The 20,527-nt window shown below is 31.3% G+C and carries 26 protein-coding genes; 14 read left to right on the forward strand and 12 right to left on the reverse strand.

Going from position 1 to position 20,527, the window contains the following annotated elements; all coding sequences use genetic code 11:
- Positions 1–429 (reverse strand): hypothetical protein, encoded by a 429-nt coding sequence (locus JJ847_01730; protein MBO6959605.1) that lies wholly within the window; start codon positions 427–429, stop codon positions 1–3.
- Between the two features lie 6 nt (positions 430–435).
- The gene (locus JJ847_01735) at positions 436–828 is read right to left on the reverse strand and encodes an iron-sulfur cluster assembly accessory protein (protein MBO6959606.1); all 393 of its coding nucleotides are present in this window, start codon (positions 826–828) and stop codon (positions 436–438) included.
- A gap of 99 nt (positions 829–927) precedes the next feature.
- Here JJ847_01735 and zds point away from each other — a divergent pair, with 99 nt between their 5' ends.
- Together zds and JJ847_01745 are read left to right on the forward strand one after the other, a co-directional pair.
- Positions 928–2,382, forward strand: coding sequence for a 9,9'-di-cis-zeta-carotene desaturase (gene zds, locus JJ847_01740; protein ID MBO6959607.1), 1,455 nt, complete (start codon positions 928–930; stop codon positions 2,380–2,382).
- Positions 2,383–2,385: 3 nt separating this feature from the next.
- Positions 2,386–2,856, forward strand: coding sequence for an SRPBCC family protein (locus JJ847_01745; protein MBO6959608.1), 471 nt, complete (start codon positions 2,386–2,388; stop codon positions 2,854–2,856).
- Here the strand turns inward: JJ847_01745 and JJ847_01750 are convergent.
- Genes JJ847_01750 through JJ847_01760 form a run of 3 tightly spaced genes read right to left on the reverse strand, consistent with a single transcriptional unit; the run spans position 2,849 to position 4,234 of the window.
- Entirely contained in the window at positions 2,849–3,646 is a 798-nt protein-coding gene (locus JJ847_01750) for a uroporphyrinogen-III synthase (protein ID MBO6959609.1), read from the reverse strand. The two genes, JJ847_01745 and JJ847_01750, sit on opposite strands and share 8 nt — an antisense overlap.
- Positions 3,633–4,025 carry a 30S ribosome-binding factor RbfA gene (rbfA, locus tag JJ847_01755; GenBank protein MBO6959610.1) on the reverse strand — a complete coding sequence of 131 codons (393 nt, stop codon included), beginning with the start codon at positions 4,023–4,025 and terminating at the stop codon, positions 3,633–3,635. The genes JJ847_01750 and rbfA overlap by 14 nt, the downstream gene beginning before the upstream one ends.
- Positions 4,025–4,234: a DUF751 family protein gene (locus JJ847_01760; GenBank protein ID MBO6959611.1), complete on the reverse strand. Its 210-nt coding sequence runs from the start codon at positions 4,232–4,234 to the stop codon at positions 4,025–4,027. Before JJ847_01760 ends, rbfA begins: the two co-directional genes overlap by 1 nt.
- A gap of 54 nt (positions 4,235–4,288) precedes the next feature.
- On the opposite strand from JJ847_01760, the gene JJ847_01765 reads away from it, so the two are divergent.
- A complete protein-coding gene (locus tag JJ847_01765) occupies positions 4,289–5,014 on the forward strand; it encodes a glutathione S-transferase family protein (protein ID MBO6959612.1) in 726 nt (241 codons plus the stop codon).
- Here the strand turns inward: JJ847_01765 and JJ847_01770 are convergent.
- On the reverse strand, positions 5,001–5,708 hold the full coding sequence (locus JJ847_01770; protein ID MBO6959613.1) for a POLO box duplicated region: 708 nt from the start codon (positions 5,706–5,708) through the stop codon (positions 5,001–5,003). The genes JJ847_01765 and JJ847_01770 overlap by 14 nt on opposite strands.
- 1 nt (position 5,709) lies before the next feature.
- Between JJ847_01770 and JJ847_01775 the strand changes: the two genes are divergently transcribed.
- On the forward strand, positions 5,710–5,967 hold the full coding sequence (locus JJ847_01775) for a chlororespiratory reduction protein 7 (protein ID MBO6959614.1): 258 nt from the start codon (positions 5,710–5,712) through the stop codon (positions 5,965–5,967).
- Here the strand turns inward: JJ847_01775 and JJ847_01780 are convergent.
- On the reverse strand, positions 5,964–6,521 hold the full coding sequence (locus JJ847_01780; protein MBO6959615.1) for a shikimate kinase: 558 nt from the start codon (positions 6,519–6,521) through the stop codon (positions 5,964–5,966). The genes JJ847_01775 and JJ847_01780 overlap by 4 nt on opposite strands.
- A 50-nt stretch (positions 6,522–6,571) precedes the next feature.
- On the opposite strand from JJ847_01780, the gene JJ847_01785 reads away from it, so the two are divergent.
- The 4 genes from JJ847_01785 to JJ847_01800 all read left to right on the forward strand — a co-directional run bounded on the left by JJ847_01785 (position 6,572) and on the right by JJ847_01800 (position 9,765).
- On the forward strand, positions 6,572–7,498 hold the full coding sequence (locus JJ847_01785; GenBank protein MBO6959616.1) for a 6-carboxytetrahydropterin synthase: 927 nt from the start codon (positions 6,572–6,574) through the stop codon (positions 7,496–7,498).
- Complete coding sequence (locus JJ847_01790; GenBank protein ID MBO6959617.1) at positions 7,495–8,145, forward strand: dihydrofolate reductase family protein; 651 nt, start codon at positions 7,495–7,497, stop codon at positions 8,143–8,145. The genes JJ847_01785 and JJ847_01790 overlap by 4 nt, the downstream gene beginning before the upstream one ends.
- Positions 8,146–8,162: 17 nt before the next feature.
- The gene (locus tag JJ847_01795) at positions 8,163–9,317 is read left to right on the forward strand and encodes a GNAT family N-acetyltransferase (GenBank protein MBO6959618.1); all 1,155 of its coding nucleotides are present in this window, start codon (positions 8,163–8,165) and stop codon (positions 9,315–9,317) included.
- A gap of 61 nt (positions 9,318–9,378) precedes the next feature.
- Entirely contained in the window at positions 9,379–9,765 is a 387-nt protein-coding gene (locus JJ847_01800) for a DUF4346 domain-containing protein (protein MBO6959619.1), read from the forward strand.
- 148 nt (positions 9,766–9,913) lie between these two features.
- Here the strand turns inward: JJ847_01800 and rimO are convergent, their stop codons facing one another.
- Complete coding sequence (gene rimO, locus JJ847_01805; GenBank protein ID MBO6959620.1) at positions 9,914–11,290, reverse strand: 30S ribosomal protein S12 methylthiotransferase RimO; 1,377 nt, start codon at positions 11,288–11,290, stop codon at positions 9,914–9,916.
- Positions 11,291–11,395: 105 nt separating this feature from the next.
- On the opposite strand from rimO, the gene JJ847_01810 reads away from it, so the two are divergent.
- Complete coding sequence (locus tag JJ847_01810; protein MBO6959621.1) at positions 11,396–12,331, forward strand: vitamin K epoxide reductase family protein; 936 nt, start codon at positions 11,396–11,398, stop codon at positions 12,329–12,331.
- Here JJ847_01810 and nadB read toward each other — a convergent pair.
- Both nadB and JJ847_01820 read right to left on the reverse strand, forming a co-directional pair.
- Positions 12,321–13,988 (reverse strand): L-aspartate oxidase, encoded by a 1,668-nt coding sequence (nadB, locus tag JJ847_01815; GenBank protein MBO6959622.1) that lies wholly within the window; start codon positions 13,986–13,988, stop codon positions 12,321–12,323. The two genes, JJ847_01810 and nadB, sit on opposite strands and share 11 nt — an antisense overlap.
- Positions 13,988–14,755 (reverse strand): DUF3120 domain-containing protein, encoded by a 768-nt coding sequence (locus tag JJ847_01820; protein MBO6959623.1) that lies wholly within the window; start codon positions 14,753–14,755, stop codon positions 13,988–13,990. Before JJ847_01820 ends, nadB begins: the two co-directional genes overlap by 1 nt.
- A 185-nt stretch (positions 14,756–14,940) precedes the next feature.
- Here JJ847_01820 and JJ847_01825 point away from each other — a divergent pair, with 185 nt between their 5' ends.
- From JJ847_01825 to JJ847_01845, 5 genes are all read left to right on the forward strand, one after another.
- On the forward strand, positions 14,941–16,320 hold the full coding sequence (locus JJ847_01825) for a TIGR03279 family radical SAM protein (protein MBO6959624.1): 1,380 nt from the start codon (positions 14,941–14,943) through the stop codon (positions 16,318–16,320).
- 23 nt (positions 16,321–16,343) lie between these two features.
- Positions 16,344–17,777, forward strand: coding sequence for a TolC family protein (locus JJ847_01830; protein ID MBO6959625.1), 1,434 nt, complete (start codon positions 16,344–16,346; stop codon positions 17,775–17,777).
- Positions 17,774–18,574, forward strand: a complete 801-nt coding sequence (locus tag JJ847_01835; protein ID MBO6959626.1) for an inositol monophosphatase family protein — start codon at positions 17,774–17,776, stop codon at positions 18,572–18,574. Before JJ847_01830 ends, JJ847_01835 begins: the two co-directional genes overlap by 4 nt.
- 88 nt (positions 18,575–18,662) lie before the next feature.
- A complete protein-coding gene (locus tag JJ847_01840) occupies positions 18,663–19,577 on the forward strand; it encodes a YihY/virulence factor BrkB family protein (protein MBO6959627.1) in 915 nt (304 codons plus the stop codon).
- A 7-nt stretch (positions 19,578–19,584) separates the two neighbouring features.
- On the forward strand, positions 19,585–19,926 hold the full coding sequence (locus JJ847_01845; protein MBO6959628.1) for a hypothetical protein: 342 nt from the start codon (positions 19,585–19,587) through the stop codon (positions 19,924–19,926).
- A gap of 4 nt (positions 19,927–19,930) precedes the next feature.
- Here JJ847_01845 and JJ847_01850 read toward each other — a convergent pair whose 3' ends face one another.
- Positions 19,931–20,077, reverse strand: a complete 147-nt coding sequence (locus JJ847_01850) for a high light inducible protein (GenBank protein MBO6959629.1) — start codon at positions 20,075–20,077, stop codon at positions 19,931–19,933.
- Positions 20,078–20,142: 65 nt separating this feature from the next.
- Complete coding sequence (locus JJ847_01855; GenBank protein ID MBO6959630.1) at positions 20,143–20,526, reverse strand: hypothetical protein; 384 nt, start codon at positions 20,524–20,526, stop codon at positions 20,143–20,145.
- Position 20,527: the final 1 nt, after the last annotated feature.

Below are 20,527 nucleotides of genomic sequence, written 5' to 3' on the forward strand. Positions count from 1 at the left end.
TTAGAATTCTAACCATTTTTTAATTTTATTTAATTCAGGCCAATCAGGATATCTACTTAATCCGTCTTCAACAGATTCTTTCAACTCACTTTTCACATCTGGCATCATCATAGACATTTTTTTTATTAACTCAATATTATCCCTAACACCTTTATTATTGGTAGCCAAAAGGGCTAAAGACAAATTCATTCTTGCTTGTGGATCTTGCTGATTTAATCGAACAGCTTGTCTGGCAGCTGCCAAAGCTTCTTCGTTATTCTTCAAAAGTAATTGAAGCCATGAGAGACAAGTCCAAGCAGCAAAATGATTTGGAATTTGCTGTATAATTTTTTGAAAATCTTGAACGATTGAAATTAAATCTTGGCCAGCTTTATATCTTGATAAAGCTGAATTAAAGTCTTCTTCGATGGGATTAATTTCGTTATTCATTATTAATTAAACTGCAAAAGAGCTTCCACAACCGCAAGTTTGAGAAGCATTAGGATTTACAAAATTAAAGCCACCGCCAATTAATTCCTTACTAAAATCTAATTGCATTCCATAAATATACAAAAGACTTTTTGGATCGCAAACAACTTGAAAACTTTGATCAGCTTTTAATGAATAATCATAAACTTTATCATCGGGATTTATTTCATTACTTCCTATAAAATCCATCGTATAACTCATTCCACTACATCCACCTGATCTTACTCCTACCCTGAGTGCTTTTTTATCACTTTGACCTTTTAATAAATTTGAAATTTGCTCTATAGCATCATTAGTAATTAAGATCCCTTTGCCATCATCAGAATTTTTAATTTCGTCTTTAACTTCTACATTTTCCATAAACAAAGATTCCTACTATTTATAATATAAAAACTTAATCGATAGGATGCATAGATCAAACAATATCCAAACTTGATTTGTTATAATTATTATAAAAAAGTGAAAATTGCAATAGTTGGTTCTGGATTAGCTGGTCTTACAGCAGCAGTCAATTTAGTTGATGAAGGTCATGAAGTAGAAATATATGAGAGTAGGTCATTTTGGGGAGGTAAAGTCGGAAGTTGGGAAGATAAAGATGGCAACCACATAGAAATGGGTTTACATGTATTTTTTTACAATTATGCCAATCTATTTAAATTAATGAAAAAAGTGGGAGCATTAGATAATTTACTCCCGAAAGATCATACTCATCTGTTCATCAATAATGGTGGAAATTTGAGATCTTTAGATTTCAGATTCCCATTGGGTGCCCCATTCAACGGACTAAAAGCTTTTTTTACCACTGAACAACTTACTTGGGTTGATAAGTTCAGAAATGCCCTAGCTTTGGGAACAAGTCCAATTGTTAGAGGATTGATAGATTATGAAGGCGCAATGAAAATAATTAGAGATCTAGATAGGATTAGTTTTAGAGAATGGTTTTTAAATCATGGTGGAAGTGAAAAAAGTTTAGAAAGAATGTGGGATCCTATCGCATATGCTTTAGGATTTATCAATTGCAAAGATATTTCAGCAAGATGTATGTTAACTATCTTCATGATGTTTGCCTCAAAAACAGAAGCCTCAAAACTTAACCTTTTAAAAGGTTCTCCGCATAAGTGGTTAACTCAACCTATAGTCGACTACATCACAAACAAAGGGGCAAAAATCCATCTTAACCATAAGGTAGAAGAAATTATTTATGAAAAGGAATCTTCCTCTTATTCAGTTAATCAATTAAAAATAACTTCTCCTGAAGGAATTAAGGCAGTTTTTGCAGATAAATTTCTAGCTGCCTGTGATGTTCCTGGAATAAAAAAAATAATTCCAAAAGAATGGTATCAATTTAAAGAATTTGAAGGTTTGAAAAAACTTAGAGCAGTTGCTGTTGCCACTATCCAGCTAAGATATGACGGTTGGGTTACTGAATTGCAAAAAGATAATACTGGAAACGAACCCATTGGACTAGATAACCTTCTTTATTCCGCTGATGCCTCTTTTAGTTGTTTTGCTGATTTAGCACTAGCAAGTCCAGCAGACTATAGAAAAAAAGATATGGGATCACTTCTCCAATGTGTTTTAACTCCTGGCGATAGATGGATGGGAAGATCTACAGAAAGAATTACAAAAGAAATAGATAAAGAGGTTCGCCGTCTATTCCCATCCTCAAAAAACCTCAAATTACTTTGGAGTAACGTGGTACAAATTCCACAATCACTCTACAGAGAAGCTCCCGGCATGGAACCTTTCAGACCCGATCAAAAAACATCTATATCTAATTTCTTCATGGCTGGTAGTTACACAAAACAAGATTATATAGACTCTATGGAGGGAGCTACAATGAGTGGTCATTTAGCTGCTGCCGCAATTTTAGAGAAGAAAGCCGAATTAGCAAAAAATCTTGCAGTAAGTTAATTCATGGGTACTTGGCTAAAACATGACGTAATAACGGTCGTTAATGCGCCTCTTGAAAATGTATGGGATACATGGAGCGATTTAGACTCAATGTCACTTTGGATGAGCTGGATCGAATCTGTAAAAACTGTTGACGAAGAAACTAATACGTTACCAGATTTAACAGAATGGACTTTAGCTGCAAATGGCTTTAAGTTTAAATGGAAAGCTCAAATTACAGAAAGGGTTGAAAAAAGCAAACTTAAATGGAAATCAATAGGAGGTTTACCAACCGAGGGATCAGTAGTTTTCGAAAGTAAAACTGATCAAATCACAACGGTCAATTTAGCCATAACTTATGAACTACCAAAAATGATTGCTCGGTTTATGGAAGAAAATATTTTAGGCAAAATGGTTACAAACGAATTACAGGCAAATATTGATAGGTTCAAAGATTTAGTTGAAAAGAACTATACAAAAAATTTTTCTAACTAAAAATATTAATTGCTACATCTAATAGTCCTTCAAAAGTATATTTTTGAGCCTGACTATCAACTCTTCCAAAAATCTTCTTACATATTTTTGTTGTCTGAGGTCCAATAGTTAATAACTTAATTTGATCAAAATATTCTAACCACTGTTTACCAAGTTTTTTTTCTAGTAAAAAAGAAGCATTTACTACGGTTTTACCGCTTGAGAAAATAATTGCATCGACTTTTCGATTAGAAATAATATCAATTGTTTCTTGGGGAATTGATTCAGGACATCTAGTTTCATATGCAGCAACCTCAAATACACGAGAACCAGCCTTTCTAAATTGATCTGCAATTAAATCCCTACCACCTGTTTGAACTCTTGGTACGAAAACTCGAAGTCCATAACCAGATACTGGGAAATTATCAATTAAACTTTCAGCAACAAATTCTGGAGGTATGAAATCAGCCTTAATCCCAAAATCATCAAGAGTTTTTGAGGTTTTTTCTCCGACTACGGCGATTTTTGTTGTTTTAGAACATTCTTTTAGTGAACTCTTAAAGTATCTAAGTCTTTTATCCACAAATTTGATCCCATTACTACTAGAAAAAATAATCCAATGAAACTCATTTATTTGATTCAATGCGTCGTCAAGAGGTTTCAAATCATCAGGATCGCCAATACTTATTGCAGGCAAATCAAATACATTAGCGCCCTTGCTTGTGAATATCTTTTTTATATCCAATATCCCTTCTTTTGATCGAGTAATAATTATATTTCTTTGATCAAGGGGTAGATCAACTATTGGCATTTTTATCCTCATCATTATTCCCTTGATTTTTATTTTTTAATTCATCGAGAAGTTTCAAAACTGATAATCCTTTATCTAGAACAACATCGTCTTTAAAAATTATCTCTGGAACTCTTCTCATCTCAATTCTTTTTCCTAGACTATGCCTTATAGAGCTTTTAGCAGTATTCAAGTTTTCCACAATCTCTTTCCTTACTTTATCTTCAGCGGTTGAAGTTATATAAATTTTACAGTGTTGCAAATCACCTGATAAATCAATCTTAGAAATATTGACGAAATGATCTCTAATAAGATCATTTTCTAAATCATTCTGCAAAATAAGGGTTATTTCTTTCTTCAAAAGAGAAGAAACTTTTGCAAGACGGTAATTATTTGGCATTATGATTGTAAATTTATAGGGTTTGTCATCGCTTGCAAGACAAAATAAACAGTTATGAAAGCACTTATGACAGAAGATATTAAACCTATTATTGTGAGTGGATTTGATCTATTCTTGAATAAAGGTTCAAGCAAAGCAACAAGTCCCCCAACAATGATAGAAATCAAATACTTTGGATATCTCGCAACATTAGAGAAAAATTCGCCCATCAGCTCCACAATTAGATTACTTTTTTAGCTAAGTTTTAACAAACATTAAACAGCATGATTACATTATATCAATTTAGGCATAGTGCTTTTTGTTTAAAAACAAGAATGGCTCTTCATGCAAAAAAACTACAATATCGAGTTGAAGAAGTAACACCTGGAATAGGACAATTTGAAATCTTTAAATTATCAGGTCAAAAACAAGTACCTGTAATAGTCGATAGTAATGATCAAGTAATTAATGACTCTTCAACTATTTGCGAATATTTAGATAAAAAAAATGAAAACAATCCACTCTTTCCGGAGGATCCAATATTATTTGCACAATGCAAACTAATTGAAGACTGGGCAGATACTACAATGGCTACAACTTGTAGAAAAGCTTTAATAAAATCTGCAATAGAAAATCCACAGCTCAGAACTGCATTACTTCCAGATGAAATACCTTCTTCAGTTAAAAGTATTGTTGATAAATTACCTTTTAAAAATCTTAGTAAAATTTCTAATGTAGTTTTGTCTTCTAAAGATAATTTAGAACTCCAAAAATTACTGGAAGCTTTATCAAAATCCTTGATCAACAAGAAATATTTAGTTGGAGATAGTTTATCAATTGCAGACATTTCAATTGCTGCTCAATTATCCCTTCTTAAATTTCCAAAGTCTGCAGGACCAATTCTTTCAGGAGAGGGAAGCCAAGAATACATAAACAACCCTTATTTAGAAAATCTTTTCATTTGGAGGAACAACTTAGAAGAATATCTTTTTAGTGCTAACTCTCAATAAATTCAAACTTTAGTTTATATTTATTTGTTTTTATAGCGTGAATAGAAGGATCACCAACTTTTGAACCATAAGAAGCAACATATTGCACTCCACAAATTGATGGTTTAATTGAATTATCAACTTCCAATATTTCTTCGGAACATTTTTGAAATTTACTAATTGTCTCTACCTGATTAATCCTTGAAGCACCTGGCTTATGTGCTGTTTGTATAACTAGCTCATCTGCGAAAAAAATATCATCATCTTGGATCTGATTTCTGCCTGTAATTCTTGAATCGATATAAAAATCATCTTTTAAATAAGTAATTTGATTATTAATAGATTGAGGATCATTTACAACCTTGATTAAGGTTTCACCAAATATTGCTTTTCCAATAGATTCAGAATTTTTTGCACGATTACCAACAATTAAATCTGAATCATTCTTAAAGAAATTTACTTCATAAATTACTGGCTCTTCTGAATCATTAACTATATCTTGAGAAGTAACAAGCCAATTCCCCTCGAACCATTTAGGATAAATTAAATCCTTAGAAGTATCTGATAATTTAAAATTTGGCAAATATAATTCTGGCCATTGATTTACACGATTTTCCAAAAACTCTCGTACGTTAGAATCTATAAGAGCGAAAGAACTTTCTAAAAAAATTCCTTGAAAAATCAAGCAAAGAATTAGTCCAAGAAGAATTTTCATTATGTCAAATCCACTAATAAGAGCATCAGATCATTATGTATTATTAGAACCAGATTCAAAAGAAAAAATTGTATCAAAGCAAGAAGCAATTTTATGGTTAAAGAATTGGCTTAGTAAGACAGAAACACAAACAATATATCAAAATATAGAAGATCCTGATAATGAATTTTTTGAAGAATTATTGGAAAGCACTTATGAATTAGAAATAAAATTAGGATACGTTATCAAATGGTTTGCAGTAAGAATTGAACCAGATTAACTGATTATTTCTTTATGAATTGCATTAATTATTTTCATAGCAACTTCTTCAATATTTTCTTTTTTTACTTGAATTCTTAAATCTGCTTGAGAATATAAATCTTCTCTAGCTTGAAAAATGCTCATATAAAGATCATTTAGATTCTTTCCCTGAAGAAGTGGCCTATTATCAATTTCATTTTTCAATCTTTCAATTGCTATATCTTTGTCGAGATCTATCCAAGCAATTATTCCCTGTCTTAAGATTCCCCAGTTTTCCGATTTGGTAACTATTCCTCCCCCAGTTGAGATTACTAATGAGGGGATTTTGATAGTTTCTTTAAGGCAGTTTGCCTCTAATTCACGGAAATTATCTTCCCCTTCATCATTAAAAATTTGATTGATAGATTTTTTTGCCAACTTCTCTATTAATGAATCTAAATCAATGTATTTGTACTTCAATAATTCAGCCAGCTTCAAACCAGTTTTTGACTTACCAGAACCCATCATTCCTATTAAAAATATGCTTCTGCCCTTAATAGCATGAACTGTTTTTTCGATAATGGATTGTTCCATAAAGACAAAAGCGTATTTAAAACCTTAAGATAGTATTATTGCAGACAAGTATGACTTCTACACAATCCAAACCATTGCATGGAAAAGGACGTGAATGCGTCATTACTCGACGTGCCTGCTTTAGTTCTAGTCACCGTTATTGGCTTCCTGAAAAAAGCCCAGAAGAAAATTTATCTCTTTTTGGAAAGTGCAGTATTGCACCAGGACATGGTCATAACTATGAACTTATTGTTTCAATGGGTGGAGAACTAGACTCTGATGGAATGGTACTTAACCTCTCTGATGTAAAACACTCTATTAAAGATAAGGTTACTGGACAATTAGATTTTCGTTTTTTAAATGATGTCTGGCCTGAATTTAATGTTGATAATCAAGAGGGTATACTTCCCACAACTGAAGCATTAGTAAAGGTCATTTGGAGTCGTCTGAAGGATGATCTACCTCTTACAAGTCTAAGACTTTATGAAAACCCAAATTTATGGGCAGATTATTTTGGAAAAAACATGGAAGCATTTTTAACAGTACAAACTCATTTTGCAGCAGCTCATAGACTTGCAAAAGAAGAGATATCCTTTGATGAAAATAAAAAAATCTATGGGAAATGTGCCAGAGTTAATGGACATGGTCATAACTATCTTGTCGATATAACTGTAAAAGGAGACATTGATAAAAGAACAGGCATGGTTTGCGACTTATCCGCCCTCCAAGAGATAATTAACGATTTAGTTGTTGAGCAACTAGATCATACTTTTCTTAATAAAGACATAGAATTTTTCCATAATTGTGTTCCAACTGCTGAAAATATAGCTTTATATATTTCTGATATTCTTAAAAAACCAATACATCAACTTGGTGCAACATTACACAAAATAAGACTCCAAGAGAGCCCAAATAATGCTGCCGAAATTTATGTTGATCAAAAGTTAACCAATTCATTGAAGTTGAAATTTGAGAATAGTTTAGTAACACACACTTGAGTATCCCAAGAGTAATAATTGTTATAGCATCAAGTCTTGATGGGAGAATTGCATTTCCTGGAGGTGGAGAATCGCATCTTGGAAGCGATGAAGATAAAAAAATATTAAATCAAAACTTATCAATGGTTGACGCCACCATTTTTGGTTTAGGTACTTTAATAGCTCATCAATCAACTTACCTAGTTAAAAATCTCAATGATAATGACGAAGTAAATATATCAAAAAGGCAACCAATTTCTATAGTTGCTTCAAATAGCAAAAAATTTAACAGTAATTGGAAATACTTTCGTCAACCAATTAGAAGATGGTTAATAAGCTCAAGTAAAGTTGATAATTCGTCGAATAATGAATTCGAGAAAGAACTCTTTTTCGAAGATTCATGGGAAAAAACTTTAATTTCACTCAAAAAACAAGGGATAAATGATTTAGCTCTTTTAGGAGGTGCAAAACTTATAAATTCATTTATAAAAGAGGATCTAATAACAGATATAAAAATTACAATAATTCCACGAATCATTGGAGGTAGATATACATGGATCCCTCCAGAACATACAAATGCGATTTTTAATCTCGAAAGACTATGGGAAATAAAATCAATTAAAAATTTAATGAATAATGAAATCCATATTCATTACAAAAAAATTTAAAATAGATTTAATAATAAATGAACCAACCAATACATAAAGTTGAAGTCAAATTATCAATTAAGGAAATCTCCAAGGAGATTTGGAATGAATTAGCAAATGAAATTAATAATCCATTTTATGAATGGACTTGGATTAAAAACCTAGAGATATCAAAAAGCGTTTCAAGAGAAACTGGTTGGCAGCCACTATATTTTGTTGCTTTTAAAAATGAAGAGATATTAGGAATTGCCCCACTTTTTTTAAAAAATCATAGCTATGGAGAATTCATTTTTGACCAATCATTTGCAAGATTGGCTCAAGAGCTTAATTTAAATTATTACCCTAAATTAATAGGAATGAGTCCTTATAGTCCCATAAATGGATATCAATTTCTTTATAAAAAAAATAAAGACAAGAAAGAAATTACAAATTTACTTATAAACCACATCGAAAGCTTTGCGATTAAAAACAAAATTCTAAGTTGTAATTTTTTATATGTTGATGAAAGCTGGGGCAGCCATCTTAAATCTTTGGGATACCATGAATGGATAAATTCCAGCAGTGAATGGAGGAGTAATGGAGAAAAAACATTTAATGATTTTCTATCTAGATTTAACTCTAATCAGAGAAAAAATATAAAAAAAGAGAGGAAATCAATTGCTAAACAGAATATTAAAGTAGAAATTTTTGATGAAGATGATATCAACCAAGAAATCCTCAAAAAAATGCATAATTTTTATGAACAGCATTGTTCGAGGTGGGGAGTTTGGGGAAGTAAATATCTAACATCTACATTTTTCGAAACACTGGTTGATAATAAAAAAAATCTTTTACTTTTTAGTGCATCAAAACATGATTCAAATGAAATTTTTGCTATGTCAATGTGCGTTAAAAATCAAAACAACTTATGGGGTAGATATTGGGGTAGTCAAGAAGAAATATCTAATTTACATTTTGAATTATGCTATTACCAGCCAATTGAATGGTCAATACAAAATAGTATCCATTTGTTTGATCCTGGAGCGGGTGGTAAACATAAAAGACGGAGGGGTTTTTTTGCAAAAAGCACCATTAGCTTGCATAAGTGGTTTGACAAAAATATGGAAAATATAATTAGTCCTTGGCTAAATGAAGTTAATAAACAAACTGAAATGGAAATTGATTTTGAAAATAAATCTATACCCTTTAAATAAAAAATTATTCGGCTTTACCAAAGATTATATTGGTAATATAGTTTGAAATTAGACTCCCAAAATGGATTCAAGTCAAAGTTTAGATGAAAAAATAAAGATTGATAATAGTCTATCCAATCGATATATAGACTTAGATCCAAACGGTTATTTCATTATAAAAGTAGATTTAGAAGAAAATAAAATAATTTTAGAGCACTTTCTAAATAATATTAATGATGACGGATATGCGCTTGACCCAGAAACAAATGAACCAATTAAATGCGACTCTCAAAATAAAAGAGTTTGTAATGAAGTTTTTGAAGGAATTAGTGCGAAACAACTTGGAATATTGATTACTGAAGAAAGAAATGACTTAATAACTAGATTCGATCATGCTCTATATTTAGGCCGTGAACTACAAAAAGCAGAAGAATGTTTATACAAAAAATTACCGTATATCCAAGATTAAGAATTTAAACGAAAAAATCTAATCTTTTAATCTAATGGTAAATTAAATAAAAATATAAAAATTAATGAACATCATTTTCTATTTTGCATTTATTGGTTTTGGTTTTGGGGCTGCTTTCGCTTTAGATAAGCTCTTAAGAGCAGTTAAATTAATTTAAACTACTAGAAATTTTAATAGTTTCTCCATACAAATCATATTCATCAGCAAAACAAATATTTGCTTCAACAAATTTACCAATATAATTTTTCAAGGCATTATTAGCATTAACAGATAAAATCACATTTCCGTCAACTTCAGGCGCGAAATTGTAAGATCGACCTATTAATTCGTTATTCTCTGATATTTTTTCTACCAAAATCTTCATTTTTGAACCAACATATGACTGATTTTTTTCTTTAGAAATATTTTGTTGAACTGAAATAATGTTATCTTTTCTTGCCTCTGCAACCTCTGGGGATACTTTATTTGGTAAATCAAAAGCTGCAGTTCCTTCCTCAGGAGAAAAAATAAACACTCCCACATGATCAAATTTGTGCCTATCCAAAAATTTGAGAAGATGTTCAAAATGTTCTTTTTTTTCGCCTGGAAAACCAACAATGAGGCTAGTTCTTAATACAGCAGATGGGATTTCCTCTCTAATTTTCTCTAAAATTGATTCATTCAAAGAAGCCTGCCAAGGTCTATTCATACTCTTCAACACATCTGGATGACTATGCTGAAGTGGCAAATCAAAGTAAGGGACAATATTCTTTGAATCTTTGAAAGCTTTAATAACTTCATCAGTCAAACCCGTTGGATAAGCATAATGAATCCTTATCCAAGGAATTGGAACATTAGAAAGCTCATTCAAAAGTTTAGCTAATGATGGTTTACCATAAATATCTTGACCATAATTAGTTGTGATTTGACTAATTAATATGATTTCCTGAATACCCTGGTTTGCAAGACTTTTAGCTTCTGAAACTATAGATTCTATTGTTCTACTTCTTTGTGGACCTCTCAACTTAGGAATAATACAAAAAGCGCAATTATAGTTGCAACCTTCAGCAATACGAAGATAAGCAACAAATTTGTTTTTATCTACAAAACGAGGCATTTCCTCATCTGCAATAAATTCCGGAATTTTTGAAACTTCATTAACAATTTCACCTTTTTCTACTCTGTCTAAAACCTTGGCTATCTTTTGATAATCTCCTGTTCCCACCAAACCTTTTATTTCAGGAATTTCTTTTAGAAGTTCATCTTTAAAATGCTGAGCCATACAGCCAGCAACTATTACTTCCTTTCCTTGATTTGTATATTCCAGAATTTTTCTAATAGATTCTTCTCTAGCTGTTTCAATAAAACTGCAAGTATTTACAACAACAACATTTGCATCATTTATATTGCTGTCAACTGTATAACCTTCTTTATCTAATAAGCCTTGCATATGTTCAGTATCAACGAGATTTTTCTCGCAACCAACATGAGTGAATGCAATCTTAGATTGTCTTTTTTCTTTTACATTAAGACTATTTTGTTTCACAACTTGAAAAATAAGAATTCAAAGATTTAAAAAGCATTTCGTATATAACTCTCATGCCAAGATAATATTAGGATAGATAATGTAAATAACAAACTTTCATTTTGTATGGCCCTTAAAACTTTAAACAGAAGAAATATAAAAGATCTGAAATGGCCAAAAATTATAATTGCAATTCTTAGCACTATAGGCATAGTGGACACAGGTTCGATTACTTTAAAAAACTGGGGATTATTTAATTCGCTTTCATGCCCAGGGATACAAAACGGTTGTGAAACAGTATTAAATAGTCCTTGGGGTACTTTATTTGCAAATAATCAAGTTAATATACCTCTCTCATTAGCAGGATTTATAACGTATTTATCAATATTAGTTATCACAATAATACTTTCGCTTAATTTAATTTCCCCCAAAGAAAAACTAAATAAGTTTTTATGGTGGTTAGTATTTCTAATATCTTGTGCGTCAGCTACATTTAGTTTTTTATTAATCAATATAATGTTTTTTAAGATTCAAGCATATTGCTTTTTCTGTATACTTTCAGCAATTTTATCTTTTTCTATCTTTATAATTTCTATGATGGGAGCAAAGTTCGAAAGTAGAGAACCTATGATTTTTAGAGGTTTCATTGTAGCCATTAGTGTCCTACTGGGAGGACTAATTTGGTCAACTAACGTAGACCCTTCTAACGCTATTGATGTTGCAATCCCCACTAAAAATGTATCACCAATAATTACCACTTCAAGCTCTCCCCAGAAGGTAAAATTTGCAAAATTTTTAAGTGAAAATAATATTGTTATGTATAGTGCATACTGGTGCCCGCATTGCCACGATCAGAAACAATTATTTGGTAAGCAGGCAGTTAAAGAATTAAAGGTAGTTGAATGTGCTAAAGATGGTAAAAATAATGATTATGAGCTATGCCAAACGAAAGGAATCAGTGGATTTCCTTCTTGGGAAATAAATGGAGAAATCATTAGTGGTACTCGTGCCTTGAATGAATTAGCTATAAAAACAAACTATCAAGGAGATTCTAATTTTTAATAAATCTTTTTTGAATTTTTTGATCTAACTGTTGTCTAGTATGACATTCCCAATTTTTATCTTTATCTGGAAAATCATCTCTATAATGCCCTCCTCTACTCTCTTCTCTAAATAAACAAGCTTTTAATAAAGTTATAGTTGTTATTTGTCTATTCTTTAAGTCAAGTAAAAGATTCAATACTCTTCTATTGCGTTCACTAAATTTGATTTTTTGATCAAATTTTATTTTTTCAAGATTACATAATAAAGCATTTTTATGTAATGTATCGATATCATCTTGAATAAAATTTAGAAATTCAGTCATATTTGCCTTATTTCGAGATACGCCTAAATTTAACCAACATAGTTTTCTTAATTCATCAATTTTTTCAGCAATCTTAGAAATTTGATCCTCTTTCGGAGCTTGACTATAAAATTCTTGGGGTGATCTATCAAATTTTACTAATTTAGGAGGATCATTCAAAACAATTGAAGACATTTTTCTCGCAAAAACTAAGCATTCCATTAGCGAATTACTTGCCAATCTATTAGCACCATGAACGCCAGTTGAGGCAACTTCTCCTACAGCATATAATCCTTTTCTTGTAGTAGATGCATTTAAATCAGTTTTAACACCTCCCATCCAATAGTGAGCTGCAGGAGCAACAGGAATAACCTCATTTAAGGGATTAACTCCATAATCCTGACATCTACTTAAGATAGTGGGAAATCTTTCTACAATTTTTTCTGGATCAATATATCTAAGATCTAAGCCAACATGATCAACTTTATTTTCATACATATTCTTCATAATTGCTCTACTTACTTGGTCTCTAGTAGCTAAATCTCGATTTTTAAGATTTTTGACTGGACTTTCGCCATTTTTATCAACTAAAATAGCCCCTTCTCCTCTAAGTGCCTCAGATATTAAGAAACAAGGTGCTCCATAAAATTTTAAAGCAGTTGGATGAAATTGAACAAACTCTAAATCTTCAATAGCAGCTCCGGCTTGCCATGCTAGAGCGATTCCTTCTCCTGAAGATTGAGCAGGATTAGTTGTATTAGTAAACAAATGGCCACCTCCACCCGTAGCTAAAACAACAGCTCTCGATTGAATCCAGTATAAATTTGCTCCATCGAGAACCTGAACTCCTTTACATTCTTCCTCATCAATAAGTAGTTCAGTTACTCTTACACCTCTACAGTGGAGAATATTTTTTTTATTTTCAACATGATCTTCTAACACTTCAACTAATGCTCTTCCAGTACGATCTTTTACATGCAAAACTCTTCTTCTAGAATGAGCAGCTTCTAAGGTAGTAGCTAGTTGATCAAAACTTTGATCAAAAATCATGCCTAAATTCTGCAATCTATCCACACAACCTGGAGCTTCCTTAACAAGCATTTCTACAGCCTGAAAATCACACAGCCCATCCCCTGCTTTTAAAGTATCATTAGCATGAAGATCGAATGAATCATCTTGCCTAATAACAGATGCTATTCCTCCTTGCGCCCATCTACTAGAAGATACCTTGCTAGTGTTTCTATTTAAAAGAAGCACTTTTAAATTTGTTGGCAACTCAAGGGAAGTCATAAGTCCTGCAGCTCCAGCACCTATAACTATTACATCCCAATCATTTATTGGTATCGGTTCTTGCGAAAATGGAGGCCTAAGCATTAAACCAGTCCGCTAAAAGTTGGTTGAAGAATTGCTAAAGAAATAAAAATACCATCAACTATTAGTGTCGTTTGAATTACATAACTAGAAACCAAGAGTGCCTTACCACTAGTAGTATTAATAGTCGCAGAATCAAAAATTTCTTTTGAAATAAACCATAATATAAGTCCAACAAAAACAATAATAGATAATGATTTTATATTGATAAGATTCTCAGATGTATTTTGAAGAATTTGCGGTGCTGTTTCAGCATCTGCTGTAATGACCTCCCTCCATTGATCCATTATTCCGATTAAAAATATTGTAATGTCAGTAACTGCAGTTCCAAATAGAGATGAGAGATAAAAACTAGAACCAATTTTCCAATTAGTTCCAAGTCCAATTACAGCTAAAGGGAGAACAACAGCTTCAACAGGAATGTGCAAAATTGGGAATGGACTTAACCATCCCCAGAACAAACATCCACCAAGCCAACTCCCTGATACGCCAAGTAACAATGAACTTACAATAAACCATTTATTTGTTCCTTTCCGATTAAGAATAAAGGACCCTAAGAGAATAATAAAAGTAAAACAAAGAGCACTAATTGGTTCAAATCTGACCCAAGGGGCTTGGATAAATATAGGTAAAATCACAAAAAAAGAAGACCATAATCTTAAAGAAATTGGCCTGGATAAAAAAGTACTCTCGTATGAATCAACTTTCTTATGCAATTCATAGTTAAATTTATCTTTCACTTCTAAATTTTTCGTAAGTAATTCTTTCAATGAATAAAATTTATTAGTTAATTTAATTAATTTAAATCGTGATTTTAAAAACTGTGAATGCTATATATTAGTAAATTATAGGCCCTTAAATTCACAACTTTATTTACTATTTTAAAAGTATTTAATACACTTTGAGACTTATATGAGTTTAGAATAAAAAAAAGAAGAATATTTTAAATTTAATTGTGTGGCAAGAAATTAATTACAATGCAGATTCTAAGGATAATTTAGTTCCCAATATTACTTATAAAATTAATCCTGCAGAAATTGATAGTATTGAAGAAAATTCTATTGCTCAAGAAATAGGGTTTGAATCAGGTGATTCCATTATTAGCATCAATGGTAAAAAACCAAGAGATTTAATTGATTATCAGATTCTCATTAATGATGAAATATTAGAAATATCAGTCTTAGATAAAAACCATGAAATTCATGATATTAGTATTGAAAAAGATCAAGACGCCAATTTAGGTATTAATTTTAAAGATGCGTTATTTGATTCCATCAAGCAATGCAATAATAAATGTCCATTTTGTTTCATAGATCAACAGCCAAGTGGTAAAAGAAAAAGTCTTTACGTAAAAGATGATGATTATAGATTAAGTTTTCTATATGGATCGTATTTAACTCTCACAAATTTAAAAAAAGAAGACTGGGAAAGAATTTCTTCTCAAAAACTATCCCCACTGTTTATCTCTGTTCATGCAACTGACCCTGCTACTCGAGAAAAATTGTTAAAAAATAAAAAAGCTGGGTTAATTCTTGATCAAATTGCCTGGTTTGAGAGAAACTCTATTCAAATACACGCTCAGATTGTCGTATGTCCAGATATAAATGACGGTAAGATTCTCGAAAAATCAATTTTTGAACTTGCTAAATTTTATAAAAAAAACTCTCAAACTGTACTTTCAGTCGCGATAGTTCCAGTAGGGCTTACAAAATTTAGACCAGAAAATGATGGATTGAAATCAATAAAATCAGAATATGCAATAAAAATGATTAAACAAGTAGAGAAAATTCAAGCCTCTCTACAAATTAGTCTTGGAACTCGTTTTTGTTGGCTTGCAGACGAGTGGTATCTAATAGCAGGTATCAACTTACCTAGTTATAAAACTTACGAAAATATGCCACAAGAATCTAATGGAGTAGGTTCAATTAGAAGTTTTCTCAAAATATTAAGTGCAAAGACTAAAAACCTGCCAAAAAAAGTAAAACAGCCCAAAAAAGTTAGCTGGATTGTTGGTAAATTAGTTTATGAAGCTCTTATTCCCATAGTTGAAAAATTAAACCTAATTGATGGATTAAAAATTAATTTATACGGTTTACCAAGTATTTATTGGGGGCAAGAACAAGTTGTAACAGGGCTTTTAACTGGAGAAGATTTAATTTACGGCCTAAAAAATAAGGATTTAGGAGAATCAATTTATATTCCATCTATCATGTTAAAACTTAATAGTGATTTATTTTTAGATGATAAAAACATTAAAGAAGTAGAAGATCAATTAAAGACCAAAATTCACGTTCTTGATGAGTCGAATGATATTATAAGAACTCTAATTGGATAATCGAATAACACCGACGCTAAAAAATGTTTAGAAGAGTAATAAATCCTATCTTATTCTTGCCACTTGCTCTATGTATGAACTCTTTCAGTGTACTTTCGAGCGAAACAAAAGACTCTATAGATAATGTTTTAGAAGAAAAGCCAAATAAAACTTTTATTAGTTATCAAGAGATAGAAAAAATTATCCTGAATAATCAGGAGTTAAGATCGTTACAAAATTTAGTTAACTCAGCAAGCTTTAGTCTTTCAAGTCAAATTGCCAAAAGATACCCATCCTTAGATTTTCAAGCCAATGGTTTGCCAAAATATGTAGCAGGTAAAAAGTACAGTAGAAATTCATCAACTTTAAAAACATCACAATTTTCAGCTAATCCTTCCCTTAATATTCAATGGGATTTAATAGACCCGCCAAGAGGTTCTGAAATTTCAATTTCCAAGACAAATTATAAAATTTCTGAAAATAATTATGAGATTAAGAAAAAAGATTTAATTCAAGAAGCAAGAGTTAGGTATCATAAATACCAAAAGTCAAATAAAGATATCGAGAATAAAAAATTTACACTTGATTTATCAATTACAAGTTTAGATAATGCTAAAGCAAAATTAGATGCTGGAATTGGTACGAAATTTGAAGTTCTTGAAGCAGAAGCTCAATTATCTCGAGATAAACAATCCCTTAATGAAAAGAAAATTGAACATGCAATCAACAAAATTTCCCTTAAAGAAATTCTTAATATAAAGGGAGATTTCGAAATTAATAAGGAGCAAAATCTAACCGGTTTCTGGAATCATAAATTGAATAAGAACATTAATGAAGGTTTAAATAAAAATCTTTCTTTAAAAAACCTACTCCTCCAAAAATCTATTAAAGAGAACCAGGCAAAAAGTTTTTTATCTAAAAATAAACCAAAGATTTATATCAGCAATACATTCGCTAGTACATTTTCCAAAGGTGACGCTTTAAACACAAATATTGACTCTGAAAAATCGGAATCTAACTATACAAATACAATAAGTCTGAATTTTGCATGGAATCTTTTTAATGGAGGACAGAATAAGAAATCTTATAATTCAAAATTGGCAGATGCAGCAGCTGAAGAGTATGCATATAAGAATCTCAAAAATATTCTGAACACAAATATTAGTAAAGCCTATTTGAATCTTAGATTGAACGAAAACAAAATAATTTCTTCGCTTAAAGAAATCGAATCTAGTACAGAGTCTGTAAGGCTAGCTAGACTTAGATATGATGTTGGAATATCGACACTTAAAGATGTACTTGTAAGACAAAGTGAACTTAGTAATGCAAAGTCAAAAAATATAGATGCTATTTATAATTACAACTTAAATTTAGATGAATTAGAAAGATTAACTTTTCTTGAAATAAGCAAAAATTGTTTGGTTAACAATAATAATAAAATAAATGATGAGGATTCGATTTGCAATATACAAAGATGAATCAACCAAATTTAACTAATAAGCAATTAAGCGAATTAGATTCTTTATTCGAATCAGTTAGTCAACGTCAGATAAGAGATTTTGGAAACATAAGTGCAAGCAATAAAGCAGATGGTTCATTAATAACAAGTTGTGATTTATGGAGTGATAAAACAATAGTAGATGGTCTATCTTCAATTGCTCCAGATGAGGGAGTCCTTAGTGAAGAAGGGGGGAAATGCATTCCTAATACAAAAGCATATTGGGTAGTTGATCCACTTGATGGGACAACTAATTTTGCTGCAGGTATTCCATATTGGTCTATATCAGTTGCAAGGTTCATAGATGGTAGACCTCAATCTTCTTTTTTAATAATCCCTACATTGAAAAAAAAGTTTGTATCCATTAAAGGGAAAGGTGTTTGGTTAAATAACCAGAAAATAAATCCTAATCAAAATAATCACCAAAGTGAATGTATTTCTTTATGTAGTAGATCTATAAAAATTTTACAAAAAAGACCAGACTCAGTATTTCCTGGCAAAATAAGACTTCTAGGTGTATCGAGTTTAAATTTAACGAGTGTAGCGATGGGACAAACCTACGGAGCGATAGAATCAACCCCAAAAATATGGGATATTGCAGCAGCATGGCTTTTATTAGAAGAACTTCATTGTTCAATAGATTGGTTAGAAACAAATCCATTAAATTTAGTTTCAGGTCAAGACTTGAGCGATGTTAATTTTCCATTGATTGCCTGTAAATCAATTGAAAAAATTGATATTTTAAAGCCATGGGGCAATTTATTATTGGAGAAATAGTTGCATCATAAATAGTTAATTGCTTGAAAAGTTTCTCAATTAGATACAATAAAAAAATATATAAGATAAATATTTGAAGAAAATTAATATGCAGCAAAGTTCAACTTGGATCTTAAAAAGTTTATGGAAAGCATGTGAGAGATGGAGTAAATCTGATTGCATCGATATGAGTGCAGCATTTGCGTACTACACACTACAATCATTTTTTCCAATTCTTTTAATTTCTCTTTCCATAGCATCATGGTTCTTAGGTAAGCAAGAGGGCTTAGATCAAGAGATAATTTCAGTTGCGGCCCAAATTTTACCTCCATCAGTAGTAGAACTAGTAGAAACAACATTATTTAAATTAATTGATCAAGGTTTTGGTGCAGGAATTTTAGGTGCGATGTTTTTACTTTTTACAGCCGGCAATGCATATTTATCTCTTCAAAGAGGTGCAGATAGACTATGGGAAGACCAACTTCCTTCAAGAAAAATTAACGCTGCTTGGAGAGAGCAAGCCTCCAGATTTCTCCGTAATAGAATTGAAGCTTTTTTAATAGTATTCTTTATAGGTTTTCTAATGGTACTAGATCAAATCAGTGCGAATCTTAGGATGATCCCAAGTAACGTTTTAGAAAACCTTTCAAAATCAAATAATTTAATTTCTGACTTTTTGTTAAAGTTGCCTCTATTACAGGTTGGTCAGTTTGTCATACCAGTATTTGGGTTTACGCTGATGGCCCTCTTATTGCAAGCCCTCCTACCTAGCAGAAAAGTGCCTTTGAGACCGCTTTTGCCTGGCTCTTTTTTGATTGGAATTGGATTAACTACTTTAAACCTAGCAGTAAGTAAAAGTATTCTCTCGCTTGGCGCGAGATTTCAAGCATATGGTTTTATTGGAGGTTTTCTTGTACTTACTTTGTGGGTCTGGCTACTAGGAGTTATTTTATATTTTGGACAGTGTTGGAGTGTTGTAATTGCTAGCATGTCATTAATAAATAAAAAAAGAAAAAATAGATAATAACATCATGAATTATTTTCTTAAAGCTAATAAAAATATAATTACTTATACCTTGATATTGTTAGTAGTTGTTCCTTTTTTTGGTATCAAATTTTTTATAAGCTTTCTCGGTAATATCATTCTCCTTTTATTTCTAATTCCCATTTTTTTATTACTGATCTTATTTATAAGTATTAATTCGGTAAAATCAAAAATAAATACTTGTGATAATTGTGGAGCTTTATCATTAGGTTTTGGTGAAACCTGTATGAATTGTGGAGCAAGCTTAGGTGATATTAATCATAAAAATCAATTAAACAACAGCCCGAGTGAAACTACTATCGAAGTAAAAGCAGAAGAAATAAAATAAAAATCTAACCTATTCCGATTTGTCTTAGGATACTTTGTCCAGTAATTAATTCAGTACCTAAGCCTATCAAAATACCCATCATTGCCATACGTCCATTCCAAGTTTCAGCAAAATTTACAAAGCCAAATCTTGTTTGATTTTCATCATTCATGACTAAAAAATTATCTCATAAAATATTCTAACGTTTATAGGAAGAATTTATGATACATAAATTAATTATTTAATATGTCTAACACCATCCACAGGTCGATATTCATCTCCCGTTGATTCTTCATATATAATTGCTGGCAAACCTGTTTCAAACATTGTTTGTAATGCTTCTTTTAGCATTGGATTCCATCCTCCTGTACTTACTTTTCCATGTCTAACTGTCCAATCCCAAGTCCCCTGTAGATCCCTTGGGATTCTACCCTCTCTATCTCTTCGAGCCACTAAGTCTAGGGACTCTACTATCCCAACAATAATTGGATTTTTACCGTATGAAGGAGTAAGGCTAAGTTCAAGCCTAACGGGTTCTTCTTTAACCATTTTTAAACGAAACCTTGGTGGCAATTTAAGAGATCTTATTACCGCCGAAACAATTTTTGTTCTTAATTCCAAT

The sequence above is a fragment of the Prochlorococcus marinus CUG1438 genome (genome assembly GCA_017644325.1).
Taxonomy (GTDB): Bacteria; Cyanobacteriota; Cyanobacteriia; order PCC-6307; family Cyanobiaceae; genus Prochlorococcus_A; species Prochlorococcus_A marinus_AA.